The organism is Planktomarina temperata RCA23 (assembly GCF_000738435.1).
Classification (GTDB): domain Bacteria; phylum Pseudomonadota; class Alphaproteobacteria; order Rhodobacterales; family Rhodobacteraceae; genus Planktomarina; species Planktomarina temperata.
In genome coordinates this window covers 1,388,226-1,408,016 of sequence record NZ_CP003984.1, presented here as the reverse complement: position 1 = coordinate 1,408,016, position 19,791 = coordinate 1,388,226, and the positions used below count along the sequence as shown (strand labels likewise).

Genomic DNA, 19,791 nt, shown 5'->3' with positions numbered 1-19,791 from the left:
TCTGTTTGGTGCGCTTGTGAGCAACAATGGGCGGCTTAAGCTGGAAGCTGACTAAAGGTCACTGGTTGGAACCCAGCACTAGCAGCTTGTGCTTTATCTGCTGCATCAAAATCAGCTTTAACTTGTGCAACCATAGCTGCTGCGAAGGAACCACGAGTGTATCCCCAGTCATTCAACTGATGGTCTGAAAGGTAAGCGGCTGTACGGTTTGCGGCACTTGAGGCTTGGGCCAACATGATCGCTCTGTAGATTTTAGTAAGCATTTTAATCTCCTTGGTTTCATAAGAGCGTCTATCCAAGGTTATGACCTTTCACATCATACAATGTGGTATTCCCGTTATGCATCAAGCACAGGGCTACTCAACAGGGTCGTTTTCGTACCCACCTCCACGTCTGTATCCACCCATCCCATTGAATAACAATAGTTAACAACCCCAATGCTATGATTGTCGTTGTGGCGAAGGGATAATGCCCGTGGTGTGACCTACTGGGTTACGAAGCATTATCAAGAGTTTAGCCCTTGGCTTCTTCGTGGGCTTTAATTTCCACTGAGGGGGTAAGTCATTTTAGTCGTGTCCATTTTTGACCTCTGCACAAAATAACTGCCACGCATCCGCTAACGGTCAGTACATCTTCATCAAGTGTCATATGTGATCTATAGGTTTTATCTGTATCGGGCGCCCAGATCGTACCACCATTGTATTTACCATTACCTTTAATCTTCATATCATTGATTATATTACGGCCAATTATCGAACGATTGTCATTACCAACGACTTCTGTGATTATTCCGCATAAATTATTTTCACACGGCATGATTTCCACATGGATGTAACCACCCGTTTCTCCCGGTTCCGACTTCCAAACACCAAGAGCGGGTTCTGTCGATGCCGGCGTAGCCCATATCAGGCAAATTGCAGTCAAAATTGTTGAAGGATGTCGCATCACTATACCCCCGTGAAACTTGGTTACATGAATATGGTAGCTAAATTGACATTAAATACAACTACCACATTGAAGTGCGTCTCACTAGGTCAGGCCCAAGTGCGTCGCCCGTTTGAGACAGTTTACAACCCTCTTTTAGCATCAATCCGTCTCATTAGCTTGCCTCAGTTCTGAGACAGTGGTAGTCTCACTAGGTATATAGAATCGTATGAGTCCACAGGAGTGCAAGATGCTTATCGGATATGCCAGAACGAGTACCACAGACCAACAAGCAGGGTTTGATGCACAGTTAGTCGAATTAGAGACTTACGGTTGTAAACGTACATTCAAAGAGCAGGTATCAGCCGTGGCCTCAAGGGGTGAACTCGACAGAGCTATTGATATGCTCCGAAAGGGTGACAAGCTGGTCGTCACTAAACTTGATCGTCTGGCTCGTAATGTGATGCACATGGGTGAGCTACTACATCAGATAGAAGCCAAGGGTGCTGGACTAGTTATTTTGTCCCTAGGCAGTGAAACTGTTGATACTACGACAGCCACAGGCAAGCTGATCCTTAATATGATGGTATCTGTCGCACAGTTTGAACGTGAGATGATGAAAGAGCGTCAGGTAGAGGGCATCAAGAGGGCGAAAGCTGAGGGGAAGTACAAAGGGCGAGTTCCAACAGCTATGCGACAAGCAGACAAGGTCAAAGCATTGGTTGAAGCTGGTGCGCAGCGTGTGCAGGTTCAGGAGCAGCTTGGGATTAGCAAGGCGTCTTACTATAGATGCTTGAATGGGTAATGAGATTGGATACCTGAGCTTGCTAATTACGAGCTTGAACCAACGCCTTCTGGATCAAAGCATCTTTCAATAAACGCTTAAGTTTGTCGTTGAGACGATCATTATTCTGCAAGGCCATAAGCTCATCTTGGGTTAAGCTGTAAGGATCATCCTCTAGCTTCATGCGAAGGCCCATGTCGTTCCAGACTGATGTGATAATTATGCGCTCATGATCTGTCATACTCAGAATAACGACAGGATAAGGCGCGATGTTAGCAGGTAGCTGAGTTTGTCAGCCAAGTACTGCAGTATGTCACCAGACGCACCACCCAAGGCTCTAGCTAGGTTCCTGACTGAACGCGAGGTACAGACGCCTTCTGGACGTTCTACGGTATGGCAAGCGACAACCGTACAGCGCATGAAAGCACGTTGGAGCAACCAAGTGGATTGACGGACACAACTTCATAAACCAACGCTATCGTGCTTGTACGAGGCTCTCCGTGAGGCTGTGGGGAACCCTTAGATTCACAACCAAACGAATTGGGTCGGCCCGTTTTGTGGACAGGAATCCTAGGTAAAGATTTAGTTTGCGGATGGATTTACTCTTTAGCGTTATCGTGTTCAAAAAATAAATTTTTTTACCATATTTAGTTTGTAAATTGAATGATAATACCATAGGTACACGCATCGTGCTAGTTTACAGGGCCAATGTAGGTAATGATAAGTAATCTGGAATTGAGTAAATTATTTTGGGTATCATTGGCATTTGTTTATGTGTAAAAGACATTATTTAATCTGACATTGTTATCATCCAGCGTGTGTCATTTCGTACATGCTGTCAGATTGGTTTGTGATAGGGATAGTCTTTTCGCCTACCAAATGTCGAGCTTCACGGAATGTTTGCATGGGCGTTTTTCCGTAGCAATGTTTTCCCGAATGGGGTCGCTGTTCGTTGTATTTTGCCAACCAATGATCAACGTCTGTTTGCAGCTCTTCCAGCGATCCGTAGATTTTCTTGCGGAACGCTATGTCATAGAACTCATTTTTCATGGTGCGATGAAAGCGTTCACAGATCCCGTTTGTTTGGGGATGGTTGGCTTTTGTCTTGCTGTGATCAATATCTTCCATGGCCAGATACAGTTGATAGCTGTGACGCTCAACGGTGCCGCAATATTCCGTGCCCCGATCTGTTAAGATGCGCAGCAGGGGCACCTCTTGTTCGTCAAAGAAGGGTACGACTTGGTCATTCAACATATCGGCGGCAGTGATCGCCGTTTTCTCAATGTACAGTTTTGCCATTGCCACGCGGCTATATGTATCGACGAAGGTTTGTTGGTAAATCCGTCCAACCCCCTTCATTGTGCCGACAAAATAGGTATCCTGGCTGCCAAGATAGCCGGGATGGTAGGTCTCAATCTCACCAGCCGCTTCACGTTGTGACTTGGCTTTTTCCAGCGCCACAATCTGCGCTTCGGTCAGAACAAACCCTTCTTGCGCGGACCGCGTTTCCAAGGCTTTCAGGCGTTTTTTCATGGTTTCCAGCTCGTTGCGCAACCAAATCGACCGCACCCCACCACTGGAGACCACGATGCCCCGCTGCAACAATTCTTGGGCGACACGCAGCTGGCCCAAGGCAGGATTTTCAATCGCAAGCTCAATCACCGCGCGTTCGACATGTTCCGGTACACGGTTGCGGATGATCGGCTTCTTACGGCTGATCTCGCGCAAGGCTTCTTCGCCACCGTTCTCATAAAGCTTCTTGAAGCGGTAAAAACTGTCACGCGAATAGCCCATGGTTTTGCAAGCCGCGCTGACGCTGCCAAGCTGCTTTGCCAATTCCAAAACGCCAAGCTTGGGCTTGATTAGTTTACTTTCGATGTTCGTCATCTCTCTGACTCCTTTTGTTCAAATATACAAAATTGTCAGATTAAATCTCGTTCTTTACAGTTTATGTCTTTGTGATACTTGCAGTCTATTCAATCGTAACTCTCCCCGAAAATACATTCAGTGCCGACAGTTCAGAACAAGTTATGGCTGCTGTAAAACTTACGTATGTGAGGTTGTCACTCGCTGTTGTTAGTTCGGTGGTCTATCCAATCCTGCTATTTAGCTCTCTAAAATATACCAAGTATGTTACAATCGCATTAACTGCTTGGGCTGTCGCTATCTACATCGACGATTATTTAGTTCTGTACAGAATTATAGAATATCCTGAACGGGGTATTGTTGTGTTCATACAAACAATTCGCCCAATTTTCTTGGCTAGCTTGTTATGGATGAGCTTTGAACTCACTTTTACTAGGTCGAAAGTGCGTTAGCGGCATGGCAGATAAAAAGTTAAACGATATAGAAATTGGCGCTATTCTAGAAGCTTTTGTTGAAAGCAGGGATGTTACAGTTGCTTCAATAAATCAAAGCAGGACATTTAAGTTTCTCATCGTATTTATTAATTTTTATGTCTTGGGATTTATTATAATTTATTATTTCTTAAGGTACAATTTGCTACAAGCGGTTGATAATGGCTTAATGACCGAGGAGTTCTTCATTGTCTTCGACGGACGGGCTCAAATAATGTTTTGGTCTTTAGTTTTTATAAATATGGGGGCCTATTTCAATATTGGATTTCGGATCATTTCATTAATAGCAATAGTTTACCTTTCAAATACTACAGTTGATAATGCAGTTATCTTTTCAGGCCTAGTTAGTTTTGCTGACCGCCCATATTTTTCGGCGTTTATAGTCTCTCGACCGATAATAATTATTGCTATCGCTTGGATGGGGTTGTCTTATAAAAATAGGCTTGAGGTTGATTAAGAACGAGCTTCTCAATGACCAAACTCAGCACCATCCCACAGCACCAACTAAGCATCACCTGCGGCCTTTGTAAGCACCATACGATGCTAGAGGTAGCAAACCTGATAGCTGTCGTTGGAGGCGATACCTCAGCCCACGAGGTACGTCAGAGAGCCAAATGCCATAACTGCGGCGTGAAGGGTAACAACACGTATCAGATAGCTTATACGGTTCATTCCGATGGTAGGGTAGATTATTAGGAATTGAATCAACAACCCTGAGCAGACGAGCGCTGCACAAGGTTCTTTTTAACTTATTGGCAGTTAGTTAGCCTTGTTGAGAAGCAAGCATAGCCTTTACTAACTTCCGAGCTGTGTCGTCTTCCACAACTGGAGTCACTGTTGGAAAAGTGCATTGCCCTGACCAACCCATAATCCAAGTAGTTAACGCTTCTTGATCATTGGCTTCCACAACTATCCAGCCATTACCATTTGGAACATCATGCCATCGACCAATTTGCGTGACCCCATCGGGATGTTCTCCTGCAATTTGCTCTTCGGTCATGTTCGCAAAAAAGGCCTGAGTATCCGCCTGTTTGTCCCGATCGATCTGATAAGTACACATAAAAATCATATTACTCTCCATTGATAAAGTTGTTTAAGTTTTATGCGGAGGTTGAGCTAGGGTAAGCTAGCAATCACTCCCTTACTTTTATATTGGCTACCTCTTGGATCTAATTTGATCTGTATGCTTATTACTAGTCTAAATATAGAAGTAGTCGGCCTTCTGCACCACAGCCCACGAGGTACGTCAGAGAGCCAGATGCCATAACTGCGGCGTGAAGGGTAACAACACGTATCAGATCGTTTGATAAATAAGAGCTTACAATGACAACCCCCTCAGCGCGCGTATTGGCTCCGTACAAGCGTGATAGCCTTTGGTTCGCCACAGGAGGATGCAGTGGATAAACACCCTGTACGGGCCTCTGTGTGAGCCTCAAGGGAACCCTTAGATTCATAATAGATCGGCTGTTCAGAAAGAGGAAAGGGATAAAAACTGAACTACTCAGCGCCCTCGATAATCATCAGGTCGGTATCTGAACATGTTTCACGCACAGCTTTTGCAGCTTGATATTCGTCACTAAAATAGAATGTTTCGGCAGCTTGCTTACTTTCAAACTCAATCATCATAACTGTACCAGTGAGTTTACCTTCGTGCCTATCAGCCAAAGGGCCTCTAGCTAGAACTTTACCACCATATTTTTTGATAGCTGGTGCTGCCATTCCTGCAAATGCTTGGAATTTCTCAGCATCAGTGACCCTAATGTTGGCCACTAAGTATCCTTTTGGCATATTTATAATCTCCCTAGTTTCAGCTAAATCCTAACACAAAATACCTTTTCAGCTAAACATTTCTGGATCAACAGCACAACGCTCATAGATACTATCTTAGGTGTGATCTGACTGCGGATTGTTTGTTGAAGGCTTTGTGTAAACCTCTCCATAAATCTCTAGGGACCCCCTAGACTCACAACCAAACGAATTGGGTTGGCCCGTTTTGCAGGTGGGAATCCAAGGTAACGATTTAGTTTGCGGTTGGGTTTGTGATTTGGCAGTTTAAGGTTCATGCTTATGGAGAGAACTGAATTTATTAATAAATCATTTTAACACGGTACTTAAGAAGGTTTGTAGGTCAGCAATGAATAGTGGTGCTCAGTTCAGTGAAATCCGCTCTTAACAATGCGCTGGTTCGTGATAGCATGAATTGTAATACCTTCAGGCTTAAACAATGGTGGAGAATAATTATGACAGCAGAAGAAATTGTAATGGGCGGCTACGCTGCGTTTGGTTCTGGCGACATGGAAGCATTAGGCAAGATATACCATCCAGAATGTAAAACTACCTTCCATGGGAGCCATGCACTGGGAGGAGAATATGTCGGTTTTCAAGATTTGCTGACTAATATGCTTGCAAGGCTAAATGATGCATGGCCTGGTTTTAATCTTAGCGTCGACAAAGTTGTTTCTGATGATACAAACGTCTGCGTATTTTGCACCTTCACCGCAGATGGCGGTCTAAGTGGAAAAGGGGTACACAGTTTTGTGGTAGAAAACGGATTAGAGGTTAGCTTTGACCTTTATTGGGACAGTGCTTACTGGGCTGAGCATTGTAAAATTTAAATTGGTTGGTGCCGTAAGCGGGTGATAGATATCATTAGCAGTGCCGATTAACCAAAATAAGACGGTCCCATACACACCATAGTAGTAGCATTGTATGTGACGCATTCCTATCCAGGCGTGTGTTGAAAATTATGTCTATCCGCCAAGTTATGTACTGTTCTACCGAAAAAATGAGTGACCAAGCTCTCAACCATCCCACAGCACCAACTCAGCATCACTTGTGGCCTCTGTAAGCATCATACGATGCTAGAGGTATCAAACCTCATTGCTGTCGTCGGAGGCGATACCACAGCCCATGAGGTAAGCCAGAGAGCCAGATGCCATAACTGTGGCGTGAAGGGTAACAACACGTATCAGATCGTTTACACGGGTAATTCTGACATGGCGATGGATGGTGCTGAGGTTGGATCAGATTAGAGAATAAATCTTTTCCAAATACGTCTACCATACGTCTACTAAAACTGATTCTATTTTTTTATATATTTAATTTTAAATAATATATTTTTGTAATTTAGGGTCTTTTGAATCTCCTGCGTCTACCATTCCGCCACTTGGGCCCATCGGTTGCTGTGGGCTGCGCCCCCCCCGTACATGCGGCTTTTTGCACCAGAACAGGTTTTACAACGACCTTAAGCCAGTTTCGTGCCAAAGGGCTATGGTAAGTAGACTTCCGTAAGCTGCACGAATCTTGAAGCTTGAGGTAGTCAAGTTTCCGTCAAAGGTAAAGCCAGATATTTCAGCTCTGAGGGAATAATTGCCGCAAAACCTCGCCTGACGGGGTTTGCCGAACAAGCTCAATGGCCGCTCAAAGGCGCCGGGCAGAATGCAGGCGACCGTTTTGGTTTGCAAAGAGTACTATTTGCTGGCAGTTGGGGGCGAATTTTGAGGAGAGTTTGGAATGCGAAAAACCTTAATCATCGGAGCGCTGGCCTTCGTTTTGGGCGGTGGAGCAGTGTTTATCTACCTCAAACATAGCGCCCACTCCAATTCCTATGCCACCATGCATGAAATGCACCATGGGAAGTCTGGCGGGGCCTCCCAAGGTATGATGCAGGGGCATATGCATGATGAGATGACCATGCCCGGCCTGCAGGGCAAAGACACCACCGAAACTGAAGTCGCCGATCTGAGAAAAATTTTCCAACAGCACATGGAAATTGAGCGCCGAGTCACCAATCTCCCAGATGGTATCTCAACCTTTACCGCCTCCGAAAACCCTGAGGTGCGGGCGGCGATTGTCTCGCATGTGTCCATGATGGTGACCCGATTGGCGGAGGGCAAAAACCCAGAGGTGATCATCCAGTCCCCTACTCTAGATGCGCTTTTTGACGTGCATGAGGATATTGAAACCGAGATCGAAGTCACCGACACCGGCGTGACCGTCATCCAAACCTCCAGCAATCCCGAGGTTGTAAAACTGTTGCAAACCCATGCCGCCGAAGTGAGCGATATGTCCGAAAGAGGCATGGCCGCGGTGCATGAGCGGATGTCTCAATGACCCGGCGAAACTGCTCTTATCACCTGCCCCTCTTGCCGATTCTGATGGTCGGTCTTGTTGTGGAGCCCGTGTTAATGCAGCGCAAACCGTTTCTTGCGCGGCCGCTGTTGCGCCAGAATCCGAGAGCGGTGCTTGGCCCGTCGGCGTAAAGGCGCCTGTGCCGCGGGGGCGTGAAAAGCCCCTACCCATCCCGGCCCATCCATGGCAAAAACCGGGAAATAATCTTTGGGGTCACATGATACACCGCCTTTATACTTGGACCTTGTCGTTGGCTGAGCATCCGCGGGCGCTTTGGGCTTTGGCCATTGTCGCCTTCATAGAAAGCTCTTTCTTTCCGATCCCGCCGGATATCATGCTCATCCCGATGATCCTGGCGGCGCGGAGCCAGGCGTTTCGCATTGCTTTGGTGGCGGTTGTGGCCTCAGTTGCGGGCGGGCTTTTTGGCTATGCCATCGGGGCTTTCGCCTTTGAAAGCATCGGCCAGCCCATCTTAGCCTCATTGGGCAAGGAGAGCAGCATGGCCGCCTTTAATGATAAATTCAACGCCTATGGGACCTGGGCCGTGCTGATTGCCGGGGTCACGCCCTTCCCGTTCAAAGTGATCACGATCATGTCGGGTTGGACCGGAATGGCCTTGGTTCCCTTTGTGCTCAGCGCCTTGGTCGCGCGAGCCTTGCGGTTTTTTGCGGTCGCCCTTCTGCTGTATTACTTCGGCCCACCTATCCGCCGCTTTATAGAAAGACATTTGGGCTTGGTCTTTACCGCTTTTGTACTCATATTGGGTGCAGGATTTTTTGCGGTCAGATATCTATGAAAAAGAATACTCTGTTGTCACACTCATCTCGCCAATTGGCGCTTTTTGCAGCGGCAGGGTCGGGCATGCTCCTGGCAGGGGCTTACCTGTTTCAGGCACTCGGCTACGCGCCGTGCCAGATGTGTTTTTGGCAAAGATACCCCCATATGCTGGCCATCGCGATCGGCGCGCTGATTTGGTTTTGGCCCAGCCGCCTTCTGGCCGGGCTTGGTGCGCTGGCCGCACTGACGACCGCCGGCATCGGCGCTTTCCACGCCGGGGTCGAGCAAAAATGGTGGGATGGCCCCAGTTCCTGTACCGGTGCCGGAGCCGAGTTGAGCGGGCTGTCGGGGCAGGATCTTTTAGCAACAGATACCTTCGAAAAACTTGTCATGTGCGACGAGGTTTCCTGGGCCTTTGCCGGCCTGTCCATGCCCGCTTGGAATGCGGTTCTTTCGGCTCTGCTCTGCGCACTCTGGATCCTGGCCCTGCGGGGCCGATAGCGCAGCGATACCCGCCCCAGCCGATTCCCCAAACCGCCGGGCACAGCACCATTTTCAGAGGTTTTTCAGCCGAATTTACGCGCAAATCCTCTGAGTTCTCAAGACCTCTGCATAACGCCATCTCAACACGAAATGAGGGCAGCGCCGGCCTGGGCGGGCGCATATGTCCGGTGGTGAAATCACTGCAAAATTTGAGCAATGACCATGTATATCAGTATATTGAGACGGTGAATGCGCCTGCCGGGGGGCAGGCAGGCGCAGCCCGGTGTTGCCACCGGGCAAAATGTTTTGGCTTGACGGCTGGGTTATGCAGAGATCTTTTCCCATAATTTTCACCGCAATGTCTTATTCATCCAGCCGCAGGGGCTCTAAGCGTTTGCATCGCATATGTTTGGACAGTAATGTATCAGACAACTAAATATGGGAATATCCCAGACAGGCGGCCAAAATGACAGATGAAACACTCCCCCCCGAGAGCAGCGAAACACCAGCTCCCACATCCTCCGCCTATGACGGCCCGGCGATCAGCATTACGCAGGAGATGAAAACCTCCTATCTTGACTATGCCATGAGCGTGATTGTCAGCCGTGCAATCCCGGATCTGCGCGATGGTCTCAAGCCCGTGCACCGCCGGATTCTCTATGCGATGCATGAAACCAATAACACCCATGACAAGCCCTACCGAAAATCCTCGCGGCCGGTCGCGGAAGCGATGGGGAAATACCACCCCCATGGGGACGGCGCAATCTATGATGCTTTGGTGCGCATGGCGCAGGACTTCTCAATGTCCTTGGTGCTGTTGGACGGGCAAGGCAATTTTGGCTCCATGGATGGCGACAAGGCTGCGGCCTATCGCTACACAGAAGTGCGTATGGAAAAATCGGCGCAAGCGCTCTTGGCCGATATCGACAAAGATACAGTTGATTTTCAGCTCAATTATGATGGCAAAGATACGGAGCCCACAGTTCTGCCGGCCCGCTATCCCAATATGCTGGTCAACGGCGCTGGCGGGATTGCCGTGGGCATGGCCACCAATATCCCCCCCCACAACCTGGGCGAAGTGGTTGATGCGACATTGGCCTTGATTGAAGATCCGGATCTGACCTCAGAGCAGCTGATCGACTATATCCCCGGGCCGGATTTTCCCACAGGCGGCGTGATGCTGGGCCGCTCAGGCGCCCGCAAGGCCTATCTCGAAGGTCGCGGCAGCGTGATCAACCGGGCCAAAACCCGCTTTGAAGAGCTGCGCAAAGATCGTTGGGCCATCATCATTGAAGAGATCCCCTATCAGGTCAACAAAGCGGCAATGATCGAGAAAATTGCAGCCGAAGTGCGTGATAAACGCATTGAAGGCGTGGCCCATGTGCAAGATGAATCAGATCGTAATGGCGTGCGTGTGGTGGTTGAGCTGAAACGCGATGCCACGGCGGAAGTGGTGTTGAACCAATTGTTCCGCTACACGCCGATGCAGACCTCCTTTGGCTGTAATATGCTGGCCCTGAATGGCGGGCGGCCCGAACAGCTCACACTGCGGCGCTTTTTAACCTGCTTTATCGATTTCCGCGAGGAAGTCGTGGCACGCCGGATGGCCTTTGAGCTGCGCAAGGCGCGCGAGAGGAGCCATGTGCTTTGCGGGCTTGCGGTGGCGGTGAGCAATGTGGATGAAATTGTTGCCACCATCCGCGCCTCAAGCGATGCCGCAGAGGCACGTCTGAAATTAATGGAGCGGCGCTGGCCGGCGGCGGAAATTTCCGATTATATCCGCCTGATTGATGATCCAACCCATACGATGAACGACGATGGCACCTACAATCTGTCAGAGACGCAGGCGCGGGCTATTTTGGAGCTGCGTTTGCAGCGGTTGACACAAATCGGCGTCAAAGAGGTCACCGACGAGCTGGCTGTTCTGGCCGCGAAGATCAAAGAGTATCTTGAAATTCTGTCTTCTCGCGAGCGGATCATGGGGATCATTTCCGATGAGCTGCGCGAGGTTAAAGACAATTTCGCCGTTCCGCGCCGCACCGAGATCATTGAATGGTCCGGTGATATGATGGACGAAGATTTGATTGAGCGCGAGGAAATGGTCGTCACAGTCACCGCCGGCGGCTATATCAAACGCACGGCCTTGGCCGATTTCCGGGCGCAAAAGCGCGGCGGCAAGGGGCTTCAGGGTATGTCGACCAAAGATGAAGATGTGGTCACCACACTCTTTGTGGCCAATACCCATACCCAGCTGTTGTTTTTCACAACCGATGGTATGGCCTATAAGATGAAGACCTGGCGGCTGCCGCTCGGAGGGCGCACGGCCAAGGGCAAGGCGATTGTCAATATCTTGCCTATTCCGACCGGCGTCTCTGTGGCTGCGATCATGCCCGTTGACCGTGATGAAGCCGAATGGGGCGATTTGCAAATCGTCTTTGCAACCACACAAGGCGATGTACGCCGCAACCGCCTGTCTGACTTCACCAATGTGCGCTCAAATGGCAAGATCGCCATGAAACTGCCCGAAGGGGTGGAGTTGGTCAACGCGCGGATCTGCAGCGAAGATGATGATGTTATGCTCACCACCAACAGTGGCCGAGCCATTCGCTTTGCCTCGACCGATCTGCGGGTGATGAACTCTCGCGCCTCAACCGGTGTGCGCGGTATTCGTCTCACTGGCGACGATATGGTCGTCTCCATGTCCGTTATTCGCCATTTTGAAGCCACACCCGAAGAGCGCGCCGCCTATCTGAAGATGCGCCGCGCTCTGGCGGGCGTGACAGATGAGGAGGCCGGTGAGGACGATGTTCCAGCCGATCCGAACTTCTCGCAAGAACGCTATGAGGAAATGGCGGCGGTTGAAAATCTGATCCTGACCATTACCCGTGGCGGCTCTGGCAAGCTGTCGTCCAGCCATGATTACCCGGTGCGCGGGCGCGGCGGGATGGGCGTGGCCGCGATGGATAAGGCGATGCGCGGCGGTCCAGTGGTCGCCAGCTTCCCGGTAGAGCTTGTCGATCAAATCATGCTGGTGACAAGCACAGGTCAATCAATCCGCTGCCCCATTGACGGCATTTCCTTCCGCTCCCGCAATGCTGGCGGTGTGCGGGTGTTCAATACAAGCCGCGATGAGCAAGTGGTCAGCGTCGCCTATATCCCAGATCAAGGCGACGGCGAAGATACGCCCGAGGAAAGCACTTCCGAGGCCGCCTCTTAAACGACATATGTGACCGTGCAGGCAATTCTGCGCGGTCACATCGGCATTTTACGAAACTCATATATAAAAACTTTTTTATATACATAGGTGTATATATACCTATACGGCAAAACCACCCGCATAGCCCTACTCGGACTCGCACTCTTCTTCCGATTGCGTTAACGTAAAGTTAATAAATGTCGCGCGCCTCGGATCTAATGAGTGTTTAGCACCAAGTCGCAAGTAACGAGTTCATTGTGGCACCAAAGTGCTTCAATTCGGCCCTTCGACGTAGCTGATTGATTATAAATTATAAAGTTATGTGCAGCTGCGGCGATTGTGGTGTTTGGAGGCTTCTCCAAGCATAATACGAGTGAGGGGATGCAACGGCGGCATCATGTTTGATCTGCCTTAGCATTGCATAAAGCACGGTCTCTTGGGTGAGGGACCGTGCTTTTTAATTTGCCGCATTACAAGCTAAGGTCGTAAAGATCTGAAAATTTATCCTGCAGATAGGCCAGTAAAGGCGCTTCACTCGGCACCGCGCCACAGGCCTGCGTGATGGTCTCACGCGGCAAGTTCAACGCTCCATGACGCTGCAAGCTCTCCTTCAGCCAGGCCGTCGCCTTACTCAAATCTCCAACCCGAAGCTGATCGTCCAAATCAGGATTAAGCGCCGTCATCCGCTCAAAAAGGCAGCCTGCGTAGACATTGCCAAGCGAATAGGTTGGGAAATATCCAAACAACCCCACAGACCAATGGACATCTTGCAAACACCCCTGCGAGGCACGCGGCACCTCATATCCAAAATCAGCCGCAAAGCGATCATTCCAAGCGCTCTGCAAATCTTGCACTTGCAAATCGCCCGCAATCATCGCGCGCTCCAGATCAAAGCGCAGCAACACATGCAAATTATATTGCACCTCATCGGCCTCAGTGCGGATGAAACCATTGCGCACCGAATTTACCGCTTTGTAAAATTCATCCGCGCTTTCAATGCCAAAATCACCAAAGCCCGCGCGCATTTTTGCAAAGAGAAACTCGGTAAAGGCGCGGCTGCGGCCCAATTGGTTTTCATAGATCCGCGACTGGCTTTCATGAACGCCCATGGAGGCACCCTGCCCTATGGCCGTCAGCGTATACTCTGGATCAACATTTTGCTCGTAACAGCCATGCCCCACCTCATGAATGGTGGAATAAAAGCAATTGAACGGATCGCTGGGGTCCGTGCGCGTGGTGATCCGAACATCCTGCCCTGATCCGGAGGAGAAGGGATGCACCGCCTTATCAATCCGCCCACAGTTCAAATCATAGCCAAAACACTGCGCCAATTCACTGGCGATCTGCAATTGCACAGTCTCATCAAAAAACCCTTGCAGTGATTTCGCCGGGGGTTTTTCTAATATCTCACCACGCAGAGCCACCAATCCGGGGCGCAGTGCCCCAAACATCTGGTCGAGCTCAGAGGCTGTCGTGCCCGGCTCATAATCGGCCAACATGGCATCATAGACGTCCCCGCCGGCCGCCAGCGCCTGCCCTTCTTCGCGTTTGAGCGCCAAAACCTCCTGCAAAACAGGAGCGAAAGCTGCAAAATCATCCTCCGCGCGTGCCGCTGCCCATTTGCCCTGCGCCATTGAGGTTGTGCTGGCGATGGCCTCTGCCAAATCGCCCGGCACTTTCACCGCGCGCTCATAAGCGGTTTTAATCTCACGCAGCTGCGCCTGGGTCACCCGGTCAAAGGCTTGCCCGTCACAAGCCGCCAACCAATCGCCTACGCGCGGATCTGACCTGCGCGCATGCAGCACCCCTTCGAGCGCGGCCATCTCTTCGCCGCGTTGCGCAGATGACCCGCTGGGCATCATCGTTTCTTGATCCCATCCCAAACGACCTGAAACCTGACCCAATGCCTGTGTTTGGCGATCAAAATGTAGAAGTTCCGTTAAAGCCGTCATGAGGTCCCCCGAACAGAAGTGGCAATCGGATAGCCGGCCAAAAATCGCCCTCGAAGCACCGCAAGCCACAGAAGCACTGCGGTAAACTGGTGCAAAATAGCCAGATTCCAAGGAGATGAATGCATCACCGTTACGATACCTAAGATCATCTGAACCGTCAAAACAAGCCCCACAGTGCCAAAGGCGGCGCGGGTCACCTTATGGGCAGAGGCCTTGGCCCGCAAAGCCACCACAATGGCGAAGGCAAATAAGAGATAGGCGCTCATCCGATGAATAAACTGCACCAAGCCATCGTCCTCAAAGAAATTCCGCCACCAAGGCGACAGGCTGAACATATCGGGAGGTAAAAACCCACCAGCCATCAGTGGCCAATCGGTGTAATTGCGCCCAGCATCAATCCCAGCAACCAAGGCGCCCAGCAGCACTTGCAGCGCCACGAAATGCATCAAGCCGGTGGACATGCCAAACAGCTTGCGCTCCCGCGCGCGGCGTGCCTGCAGCAACTCCGCCTCAGAGCGGGAAAATATCTGCAAACTCCAGTAAATATATCCCAAAAGCGCAAAAGCCGCCCCGAGATGCGCCATAAGCCAATAGGAGGCCACATCAAGCCGCACACCATCCAGACCCGAATGAACCATCAGCCAGCCGATGAACCCTTGCAGGCCGATAAAAGGTCCAATGGCAAAGAGAGACAGGCGCCGGGCCTTGGGCAATTTGCCCGTGAAAAACAACAGCGCGAACCCAAGTGCCCAGGTCAGACCAATGAAACGCCCAAGCTGCCGGTGGCCCCATTCCCACCAAAAGATAACTTTGAATTCCGCCAAGCTCATAGCAGCATTTTGCACAGCAAATTCAGCGGTGGTTTGATAGGCGGCAAAGGCGGCCTGCCAGGCAGCGGCGCTCAAAGGCGGGATGGCACCCATAACCGGGTCCCATTCGGTGATCGACAGGCCACTGTCCGTCAGGCGTGTTAATCCGCCCACGGTGATCATCACAATGATCAAACCGACCAAGCTCCACAACCAAAGGCGCACCCAATGCCGATCTCCACTCCCGGCGCGCGCGATGGCACCCGCACTGGCGCTTGTGATCTTTGTATCGCTGCCAACCTCTTCAAAGATATTTCGCTTATTCGCCATGTTTAAGCCTTTCGTTTCATCTCAAGTTAGGGCTGAAAAATCCGCGTTCAACCACGCTCTTTCCAACGGGCCATTTGGCGCATGGTGCCATGCAGCATTTGCACATCGGCTTTGGTCAGCGGCATACGCGACCACAGGTTGCGCAGATGAACTTTCATACTGGCAGCCTTGGTTTCTGGAAAGAAAAAACCTGCTGTATCAAGTCGTTGCTCAAAATGTTCGGCCAATTTCTCGACTTCAAGCCCGCTGGCCCATTCTGATTTTGTCACCTGAGCCGCAGGTTGCCCCACCTCGCCCAGCTGCCTTTGCCACTCATAGCTGAGGAGCAATACACATTGCGCCAGATTGAGCGACGGGAAGTCAGGGTTCACGGGGACCGAGATAATCGCATTGGCGCGGATGATGTCATCATTTTCAAGACCCGCGCGCTCAGGGCCAAACATCACCGCCACCTTCTGTCCCGTCCCAATCCGCCGGGCCGCTTCCGCCATCGCAAATTCAGGACTGTACACAGGTTTGGTCAAATCACGCGGCCGCGCGGTTGTGGCCATCACGAAGGTGGTATCGGCCAATGCCTCGGCGGTTGTGTCAAACAATCGCGCCTCATCGAGCAAACGCCCGGCTCCACTGGCCATCGCCACGGCCTTTTGGCTTGGCCAGCCGTCACGCGGGTCCACGATGCGCATATGATCGAGCCCAAAATTCCACATAGCCCGAGCGGCAGCGCCAATGTTTTCACCCATTTGCGGGCGAATGAGGATGATTGCGGGTTGTTGCAGAGAATGACGTGTCATAGGGTCTCTTAGCGTTCACAGAGGCGCGCGACAAGCGGTGGTCAAAGCCAATTTGTCACGCTATAGCCCGTAGCAACACCCATGCAATTTGGAGCCAATGCGATGAGCACTGAAGATTTGCCGCAGATCTACCTCGTCACCCCCAGTGTGATTGACCTGGAGCACTACCCCGATCAGCTGGCGCGTGTCTTAGATTCGGTCGAGGTCGCCTGCCTGCGTTTGGGCCTGGCCAGCAGTGACGAAGATCACATAGCGCGCACCGCAGATGCTCTGCGCGATGTCGCCCATGCGCGGGACATCATGCTGGTGATTGAACGCCATGCGTTGTTGGTGGACCGTTTGGGGTTGGACGGGGTGCATCTGATGGACGGCGGGCGCAATCTAAGGCAATTGCGCAAGGATCTCGGCGAAGACGCAATCCTTGGCGCTTATTGCAACACCTCCCGCCATGATGGGCTGACCGCAGGGGAAGCTGGCGCCGATTATGTCAGCTTTGGCCCGGTGGCGGCCTCCGCTCTGGGTGATGGGGCGCAGGTGGATCCAGAGTTGTTGACTTGGTGGAGTGAAATGATTGAGGTGCCTGTGGTCGCAGAGGGTGGCCTGACGGTGGATTTAATCCGCAGCCTCTCCGATAAGGTAGATTTCTTTGCCATTGGCGCTGAAATTTGGACCCAGGACGATCCTTTGGCACAGCTTCACATGCTCGCCGCTGCCCGAAACAGCTAGGCCGCCCTGCAATCTACCAGCCGAGACCAGATTGACGCTTTGCCCTTAAGAGGTCGCATCTGCCCAAGGCAGGGCTGCGGCGACCTGCGCCTGTAAGTGCCGCGCCAAGGATTTGCGATCGGCAAAATCGATGGCCGCAACGGGTTCATGGTAGATCACCTGCACGGAGCCATGCCGCTTATAGGCCAAAGACTGCAGCAAATGGCGCGCCAAGTCACTGTCCCCCCACCATCCATAGAACCGCGGATCCTCGCCTTCAGGGGCATGGAAGGCCAAAGTAATGGCCTGGATGCTCAAATCATCCGGCACATCTGGCGTCAAAAAGGACTGAAACAGCGTCGGTTTAAACGGCAACACCCGCCGCCCGTCTGTCGAAGTTCCCTCTGGAAAAAACAGCAACCGATGATCATGGCGCAATCGATGTTGCAACAGCTGCAAATGAAGCTGCGCTTGCTTGCGGTCACGGGTGATAAATTGCGTACCTGTCGCCCGCGCCAACCAGCCAATCATCGGCCAATTTGCCACCTCTGACTTGGCCACAAAATAAATATCATCAAAGGCGTTCAGCGCGAAAATATCCAGCCAACTTGTGTGATTGGCAACTGCAACCGCGCTGCCCCGCATCGGCGTGCCGATCACCTCAAGGCGCATGCCCAGAACCCAAAATGCAAAACGGCAGACCGATTGCGTGATCTTTGGGGTCCAGGGCCGGGCCATGCCATAGACTGGCTTTTCCACCAAGCGCACCAGCAACAAAACGGCCAAACCGCCAAATGTGTAACCGCCCATCAATAGGCCGCGCCAAGCCACCCGCATCCAACCCGCCGCAGAAATCGGCACGGGATCGGGTTCGGTTTCAGACATCCAAGTTGGGGACTTCGTCATCCTGACCCTTTCAGGTAGATCGTTTTTTGCCGCGGGTTCATCGCCGGCACATCCAGCACCATGCAGACATCCACCGTATTGAACGCCGCATCCACATAGGCGCCCTCACCGACACAGCCTCCCAAGCGCAGATAAGCCTTAATCAAAGCTGGCATTGCGCGCAGCGCCGCCAGACGATCAATTTCAAAATCCCCAGAAGCGCCCAGCGGCACGGCGCCCGCGCCAATCGCTTTCGGGCGCAATGCAGCCTGCGCCAGATGCTCCCGGCCGAGCAAGGACAGTGGCGCGGTGAGCGCACAGAAATCAGTACCGGCAAAACTGGCTGTGCCAAAGAGGATTTCCGCCCCCTGGTCCGTCACATGCTGGGCCAAAGCTTGCCACAGATAAAACATCGCCGCCCCTCCCCGGTAGGGCTGGCGCAGACAAGACCGGCCAAGCTCCATCATGGGCCGGCCGGTTTGCATCAGCGGCGCAAGATCGAATTCTGATGCGGTGTAAAACCCACCTGCGGCCCCTGCGCCAGCTTGGGTCATCATGCGGTAAACGCCTACAAGCTGCTCGGCCAAATCCGCGCCGCGGGCCCGGTCCAGCACCATCAAATGCTCTGAGTGGGCATCAAAAGCATCGGCTTCAATCTCGAGATCATGATTGACCGCCGGCCCGCTGGCGCCCAACTCCCGCACAAAAACATCATAGCGCAAACGCTGCACCGCCCAAAGATCCTCCGCGTCCTTGGCCAGCCGCACTTCGAATTCCGAAGGCATCAGCATCGCGGCGCACCCGCTTGGGACCGCTTGACAATGATGATTATTTTAGCATTATGTCTCAACATGTTATATTAATTAGTGTACTAAGATTAAAACAATACGAGACCCATCAATGACAACCTTTCCAGCTTCTGGAAAATTCACAGTGATGTGATTGTTGATGTTGGACTGCACCTGACCTATGCCCCAATCGAGCTGATTGGGGTGTTGCACGCGCTGACCGGGCTCTAAAAATGAATTTAAATTTTCCATGGACCCTCTTTTTCGAAGCCATCATATGACAGAAAAACCCAATATAACAGCCCTTGTCGCTGCCCGCATGTGCCATGATTTGGCCAGTCCTATTGGTGCCATTGGCAATGGCGTTGAGCTTGTGGAGTTGACAGGCAAAACCCTCGGCCAGGAGGGAGAATTGGTCAAAGCCAGCGTCAACGCCGCCGTCGCAAAGCTCAAACTCTTCCGCATCGCGTTTGGTCAATTTAATGCGGATGAAATTTTAAATGCCGCCGAGATTTCAGCCGTGCAAACATCTTGGAACGTCACCGGCCGTATTCACGTCGATTTTATCCCCAAGCAATTACGGAAGACGGATGTGAAAACCTGTCTTTTAATATTGCAATCTATCCAAGTCGCCATGCCGCAGGGGGCCAAAGTGGTGGTTAAAATTGCAGAGGGGCGTCGGATCATCCATGCCATCGGTCCCAAGGTCACTTTTGATGAAGCGCTATGGTCCACCCTCACGCATAAGCAGATCGCGCCCGACATCCCCCCCAAACATGTGCAATTTGCAATCTTACAGGCACTTGATTTGCCGCTGCAACTCCATCACAGCGCAACAGAAATGACTGTCAGTTTTTGACGGCGTCTTCGCTGCCG

At 51.4% G+C, this 19,791-nt stretch carries 21 protein-coding genes; 9 read left to right on the top strand and 12 right to left on the bottom strand.

The annotated features are described in order from the left end of the window. Window positions 1–35: 35 nt before the first annotated feature. Together RCA23_RS06640 and RCA23_RS16250 are read right to left on the bottom strand one after the other, a co-directional pair. Window positions 36–263 carry a hypothetical protein gene (locus tag RCA23_RS06640; protein WP_044049645.1) on the bottom strand — a complete coding sequence of 76 codons (228 nt, stop codon included), beginning with the start codon at window positions 261–263 and terminating at the stop codon, window positions 36–38. Between the two features lie 298 nt (window positions 264–561). Continuing rightward, complete coding sequence (locus RCA23_RS16250; RefSeq protein WP_081870923.1) at window positions 562–945, bottom strand: DUF2147 domain-containing protein; 384 nt, start codon at window positions 943–945, stop codon at window positions 562–564. Between the two features lie 229 nt (window positions 946–1,174). Here RCA23_RS16250 and RCA23_RS06635 point away from each other — a divergent pair, with 229 nt between their 5' ends. Continuing rightward, window positions 1,175–1,729, top strand: a complete 555-nt coding sequence (locus RCA23_RS06635; RefSeq protein ID WP_044049644.1) for a recombinase family protein — start codon at window positions 1,175–1,177, stop codon at window positions 1,727–1,729. A 22-nt stretch (window positions 1,730–1,751) separates the two neighbouring features. Here the strand turns inward: RCA23_RS06635 and RCA23_RS16470 are convergent, their stop codons facing one another. Then, a complete protein-coding gene (locus RCA23_RS16470) occupies window positions 1,752–1,892 on the bottom strand; it encodes a hypothetical protein (protein ID WP_169701360.1) in 141 nt (46 codons plus the stop codon). 623 nt (window positions 1,893–2,515) lie between these two features. After that, window positions 2,516–3,595, bottom strand: a complete 1,080-nt coding sequence (locus tag RCA23_RS06630) for an IS481 family transposase (RefSeq protein ID WP_044048845.1) — start codon at window positions 3,593–3,595, stop codon at window positions 2,516–2,518. A gap of 435 nt (window positions 3,596–4,030) precedes the next feature. On the opposite strand from RCA23_RS06630, the gene RCA23_RS06620 reads away from it, so the two are divergent. Continuing rightward, window positions 4,031–4,522 carry a hypothetical protein gene (locus RCA23_RS06620; RefSeq protein WP_044049643.1) on the top strand — a complete coding sequence of 164 codons (492 nt, stop codon included), beginning with the start codon at window positions 4,031–4,033 and terminating at the stop codon, window positions 4,520–4,522. A gap of 306 nt (window positions 4,523–4,828) precedes the next feature. Here the strand turns inward: RCA23_RS06620 and RCA23_RS06615 are convergent, their stop codons facing one another. Then, window positions 4,829–5,134, bottom strand: coding sequence for a DUF3303 domain-containing protein (locus RCA23_RS06615; RefSeq protein WP_044049642.1), 306 nt, complete (start codon window positions 5,132–5,134; stop codon window positions 4,829–4,831). Between the two features lie 428 nt (window positions 5,135–5,562). Next, window positions 5,563–5,853 (bottom strand): DUF1330 domain-containing protein, encoded by a 291-nt coding sequence (locus RCA23_RS06610; protein WP_044049641.1) that lies wholly within the window; start codon window positions 5,851–5,853, stop codon window positions 5,563–5,565. 452 nt (window positions 5,854–6,305) lie between these two features. Here RCA23_RS06610 and RCA23_RS06605 point away from each other — a divergent pair, with 452 nt between their 5' ends. The 5 genes from RCA23_RS06605 to gyrA all read left to right on the top strand — a co-directional run bounded on the left by RCA23_RS06605 (window position 6,306) and on the right by gyrA (window position 12,673). Continuing rightward, window positions 6,306–6,680: a nuclear transport factor 2 family protein gene (locus tag RCA23_RS06605; protein ID WP_044049640.1), complete on the top strand. Its 375-nt coding sequence runs from the start codon at window positions 6,306–6,308 to the stop codon at window positions 6,678–6,680. An 898-nt stretch (window positions 6,681–7,578) separates the two neighbouring features. After that, window positions 7,579–8,178: a hypothetical protein gene (locus RCA23_RS06600; protein ID WP_052377079.1), complete on the top strand. Its 600-nt coding sequence runs from the start codon at window positions 7,579–7,581 to the stop codon at window positions 8,176–8,178. A gap of 235 nt (window positions 8,179–8,413) precedes the next feature. Beyond that, window positions 8,414–8,992 (top strand): YqaA family protein, encoded by a 579-nt coding sequence (locus tag RCA23_RS06595; protein WP_044051360.1) that lies wholly within the window; start codon window positions 8,414–8,416, stop codon window positions 8,990–8,992. Then, the gene (locus RCA23_RS06590) at window positions 8,989–9,474 is read left to right on the top strand and encodes a disulfide bond formation protein B (RefSeq protein WP_052377078.1); all 486 of its coding nucleotides are present in this window, start codon (window positions 8,989–8,991) and stop codon (window positions 9,472–9,474) included. Before RCA23_RS06595 ends, RCA23_RS06590 begins: the two co-directional genes overlap by 4 nt. Window positions 9,475–9,922: 448 nt before the next feature. Beyond that, the gene (gyrA, locus tag RCA23_RS06585) at window positions 9,923–12,673 is read left to right on the top strand and encodes a DNA gyrase subunit A (protein ID WP_052377077.1); all 2,751 of its coding nucleotides are present in this window, start codon (window positions 9,923–9,925) and stop codon (window positions 12,671–12,673) included. A 449-nt stretch (window positions 12,674–13,122) separates the two neighbouring features. Here gyrA and RCA23_RS06580 read toward each other — a convergent pair whose 3' ends face one another. From RCA23_RS06580 to RCA23_RS06570, 3 genes are read right to left on the bottom strand one after another with little or no spacing between them, the layout of a single operon-like run. Further along, a complete protein-coding gene (locus RCA23_RS06580) occupies window positions 13,123–14,604 on the bottom strand; it encodes a carboxypeptidase M32 (protein WP_044049638.1) in 1,482 nt (493 codons plus the stop codon). After that, the gene (locus RCA23_RS06575; RefSeq protein ID WP_044049637.1) at window positions 14,601–15,743 is read right to left on the bottom strand and encodes a COX15/CtaA family protein; all 1,143 of its coding nucleotides are present in this window, start codon (window positions 15,741–15,743) and stop codon (window positions 14,601–14,603) included. Before RCA23_RS06575 ends, RCA23_RS06580 begins: the two co-directional genes overlap by 4 nt. A gap of 47 nt (window positions 15,744–15,790) precedes the next feature. Beyond that, window positions 15,791–16,537: an RNA methyltransferase gene (locus RCA23_RS06570; RefSeq protein WP_044049636.1), complete on the bottom strand. Its 747-nt coding sequence runs from the start codon at window positions 16,535–16,537 to the stop codon at window positions 15,791–15,793. A gap of 102 nt (window positions 16,538–16,639) precedes the next feature. Between RCA23_RS06570 and RCA23_RS06565 the strand changes: the two genes are divergently transcribed. Continuing rightward, entirely contained in the window at window positions 16,640–17,263 is a 624-nt protein-coding gene (locus tag RCA23_RS06565; protein WP_044051358.1) for a thiamine phosphate synthase, read from the top strand. Between the two features lie 45 nt (window positions 17,264–17,308). Here RCA23_RS06565 and olsA read toward each other — a convergent pair whose 3' ends face one another. From olsA to RCA23_RS16245, 3 genes are all read right to left on the bottom strand, one after another. Continuing rightward, window positions 17,309–18,127: a lyso-ornithine lipid O-acyltransferase gene (olsA, locus tag RCA23_RS06560; protein ID WP_044049635.1), complete on the bottom strand. Its 819-nt coding sequence runs from the start codon at window positions 18,125–18,127 to the stop codon at window positions 17,309–17,311. Window positions 18,128–18,144: 17 nt separating this feature from the next. Further along, entirely contained in the window at window positions 18,145–18,918 is a 774-nt protein-coding gene (locus tag RCA23_RS06555; protein WP_044049634.1) for a GNAT family N-acetyltransferase, read from the bottom strand. 72 nt (window positions 18,919–18,990) lie between these two features. Further along, a complete protein-coding gene (locus RCA23_RS16245) occupies window positions 18,991–19,167 on the bottom strand; it encodes a DUF3553 domain-containing protein (RefSeq protein ID WP_081870921.1) in 177 nt (58 codons plus the stop codon). 25 nt (window positions 19,168–19,192) lie between these two features. Here RCA23_RS16245 and RCA23_RS06550 point away from each other — a divergent pair, with 25 nt between their 5' ends. Continuing rightward, the gene (locus RCA23_RS06550; RefSeq protein WP_044049633.1) at window positions 19,193–19,774 is read left to right on the top strand and encodes a histidine phosphotransferase family protein; all 582 of its coding nucleotides are present in this window, start codon (window positions 19,193–19,195) and stop codon (window positions 19,772–19,774) included. Window positions 19,775–19,791: the final 17 nt, after the last annotated feature.

What these genes read in the sequence shown, in the direction of transcription:
- RCA23_RS06640 (WP_044049645.1), bottom strand. Translation starts at nt 263, where the DNA reads ATGCTTACTAAAATCTACAGAGCGATCATGTTGGCCCAAGCCTCAAGT.
- RCA23_RS16250 (WP_081870923.1), bottom strand. Translation starts at nt 945, where the DNA reads ATGCGACATCCTTCAACAATTTTGACTGCAATTTGCCTGATATGGGCT.
- RCA23_RS06635 (WP_044049644.1), top strand. Translation starts at nt 1,175, where the DNA reads ATGCTTATCGGATATGCCAGAACGAGTACCACAGACCAACAAGCAGGG.
- RCA23_RS16470 (WP_169701360.1), bottom strand. Translation starts at nt 1,892, where the DNA reads ATGAAGCTAGAGGATGATCCTTACAGCTTAACCCAAGATGAGCTTATG.
- RCA23_RS06630 (WP_044048845.1), bottom strand. Translation starts at nt 3,595, where the DNA reads ATGACGAACATCGAAAGTAAACTAATCAAGCCCAAGCTTGGCGTTTTG.
- RCA23_RS06620 (WP_044049643.1), top strand. Translation starts at nt 4,031, where the DNA reads ATGGCAGATAAAAAGTTAAACGATATAGAAATTGGCGCTATTCTAGAA.
- RCA23_RS06615 (WP_044049642.1), bottom strand. Translation starts at nt 5,134, where the DNA reads ATGATTTTTATGTGTACTTATCAGATCGATCGGGACAAACAGGCGGAT.
- RCA23_RS06610 (WP_044049641.1), bottom strand. Translation starts at nt 5,853, where the DNA reads ATGCCAAAAGGATACTTAGTGGCCAACATTAGGGTCACTGATGCTGAG.
- RCA23_RS06605 (WP_044049640.1), top strand. Translation starts at nt 6,306, where the DNA reads ATGACAGCAGAAGAAATTGTAATGGGCGGCTACGCTGCGTTTGGTTCT.
- RCA23_RS06600 (WP_052377079.1), top strand. Translation starts at nt 7,579, where the DNA reads ATGCGAAAAACCTTAATCATCGGAGCGCTGGCCTTCGTTTTGGGCGGT.
- RCA23_RS06595 (WP_044051360.1), top strand. Translation starts at nt 8,414, where the DNA reads ATGATACACCGCCTTTATACTTGGACCTTGTCGTTGGCTGAGCATCCG.
- RCA23_RS06590 (WP_052377078.1), top strand. Translation starts at nt 8,989, where the DNA reads ATGAAAAAGAATACTCTGTTGTCACACTCATCTCGCCAATTGGCGCTT.
- gyrA (WP_052377077.1), top strand. Translation starts at nt 9,923, where the DNA reads ATGACAGATGAAACACTCCCCCCCGAGAGCAGCGAAACACCAGCTCCC.
- RCA23_RS06580 (WP_044049638.1), bottom strand. Translation starts at nt 14,604, where the DNA reads ATGACGGCTTTAACGGAACTTCTACATTTTGATCGCCAAACACAGGCA.
- RCA23_RS06575 (WP_044049637.1), bottom strand. Translation starts at nt 15,743, where the DNA reads ATGGCGAATAAGCGAAATATCTTTGAAGAGGTTGGCAGCGATACAAAG.
- RCA23_RS06570 (WP_044049636.1), bottom strand. Translation starts at nt 16,537, where the DNA reads ATGACACGTCATTCTCTGCAACAACCCGCAATCATCCTCATTCGCCCG.
- RCA23_RS06565 (WP_044051358.1), top strand. Translation starts at nt 16,640, where the DNA reads ATGAGCACTGAAGATTTGCCGCAGATCTACCTCGTCACCCCCAGTGTG.
- olsA (WP_044049635.1), bottom strand. Translation starts at nt 18,127, where the DNA reads ATGTCTGAAACCGAACCCGATCCCGTGCCGATTTCTGCGGCGGGTTGG.
- RCA23_RS06555 (WP_044049634.1), bottom strand. Translation starts at nt 18,918, where the DNA reads ATGCTGATGCCTTCGGAATTCGAAGTGCGGCTGGCCAAGGACGCGGAG.
- RCA23_RS16245 (WP_081870921.1), bottom strand. Translation starts at nt 19,167, where the DNA reads ATGGAAAATTTAAATTCATTTTTAGAGCCCGGTCAGCGCGTGCAACAC.
- RCA23_RS06550 (WP_044049633.1), top strand. Translation starts at nt 19,193, where the DNA reads ATGACAGAAAAACCCAATATAACAGCCCTTGTCGCTGCCCGCATGTGC.